Consider the following 1,944-nt stretch of genomic DNA (forward strand, 5'->3'; position numbering starts at 1 on the left):
AGGTCAAAGGTCCTAATAAATTCACTGGCTATTTTCGCAGCTCTTTCCTCATCGGTTTCCATATACATAACACTAAAATCCACATTGCTATGGACCTTTTGTACCGGTTTACCATCTATCATATGGAATGAGGTACGGAAAGACTCATGTCTGTCAACAAGCTCCCTAAAAGCCTGTTCAAAGCGCAGTTTATCGAGTTTGCCTTCAATTAGCATAATACCAGGCATGTTGTATGCCATCCCAACTGCGTCAAGCTGGTTTAGAATATACAGCCTTTTCTGGGCGGATGAAATTGGATAGTACTCCATCTCCCCAGCCGGCCCAATAGAATGGAATACACTCTCCTTCGCAATCTTGATGCACTCGGCAACTTCAGACATATTTGGGCTCTTAAATATTTCTTTAAGCGGTATGTTTACATTGAACTCTTTGTGAATCCTGGCAATAAGATTTGCTGCCCTTAAGGAATGTCCCCCCAGCTCAAAGAAATTGTCGTTTCTTCCCACTTTCTCTATACTAAGGATATCCTGCCACAACCCCGCAAGTTTCTCCTCCACTTCACCCAAGGGTGCGACATACTCTATTCCAGCATCGATATTGCCGTCAGGTTCGGGCAATGCCTTCCTATCTATTTTGCCATTGGGAGTCAGCGGCAGCTTTTTTAACTGCATAAAATAGGATGGTATCATATAGTCTGGAAGGTCCTTTAAGAGATGTCCCCTTAGTTCTGCTATTGTTAATTCATTTTCCCCTGCCACATAGGCACACAGATACTTGTTTCCCTTCTGATCTTCCCTTGCAATAACCACTGCTTCCTTTATTGAAACGTGCTTTAGCAGTTGTGCTTCTATTTCCCCCAGCTCTATTCTAAATCCCCTTATCTTTACCTGATGATCTACTCTTCCTAAAAATTCCATATTCCCATCAGACAGCCATCTGGCCAGATCCCCTGTACGATACATCCTTTCCCCTGATATAAACGGGTTAGGTACAAATTTTTCAGCTGTCAGTTCGGGCCGGTTTAGATATCCCCTTGCAAGCCCTTCTCCCCCTATGCACAACTCACCCAAAACCCCTGTAGGCTGAGGTCTCAAGTGTTTGTCAACAACGTAGTATTTTATATTTTGCATTGGCTTTCCGATAGGTACACTCCCGGATTCCAAATAGCTTCCCAGTCTCTTTTCGTAATAACTGGAATCTATGGTGGACTCAGTAACCCCATAGCTATTAACAACCCGCAGTTTCTCTCCATACCAGGATTGTAATCTTTCATAATCTTCCACAGAGAGAGTATCTGATCCAAGTATAAGCAACTTGAGGCTATCAATAATCAAAGCATTATCATGGATATAATCCATAAGAGGAATAATCAGTGCCGGTGTGGATTCAAAGATGGTTATTTTATGGGTTTTAATAAGTGAATATAATCGTGCAGGATCGTATCTCTCCTCGGATGAACAAATAACCATTTGGCCTCCGTTGAGCAGCGTTCTCGAAACATCTCCCACAAATACATCAAAAGAAAAACTTGCGATTTGCAACAGCTTTACATCCATATCCGCAAGCCTATATTCCTTTTTCCATGCGTAAGATATGTTGACAAGACTTCTATGCTCTATCATGATCCCCTTTGGCTTTCCTGTGGTTCCTGATGTATAAATGACATATGCTAAATTACAAGATTTATTAATGACAGGAAGATTTTCTGTTCTCCCGTTGTAATTCACACAGTCATCAAAGCTTATAATATCAAGATCAAATTTAATTTTTTCTTTATGATGTTCTTGCGTAAGAATAATTCCAGCCAAGCTGTCATCGATCATATATCTGATTCGTTCTTCAGGATATTCGGTGTCTATGGGTAAATACGCGCCTCCTGCTTTAAATACAGCAATTACACCTATTATCATTTCTATGGACCGGTCTACCATTATAGCTACTACA

Annotated in this window: 1 protein-coding gene; it reads right to left on the reverse strand. The window is 41.0% G+C overall.

From position 1 onward, the window contains the following. The coding region (locus tag GRP75_RS25745; protein ID WP_160790747.1) for a non-ribosomal peptide synthetase at positions 1–1,944 on the reverse strand (1,944 nt) is incomplete at both ends.

Origin of the sequence: Paenibacillus sp. OT2-17, from assembly GCF_009827695.1 — a bacterium.
Taxonomy (GTDB): Bacteria; Bacillota; Bacilli; order Paenibacillales; family Paenibacillaceae; genus Paenibacillus; species Paenibacillus polymyxa_B.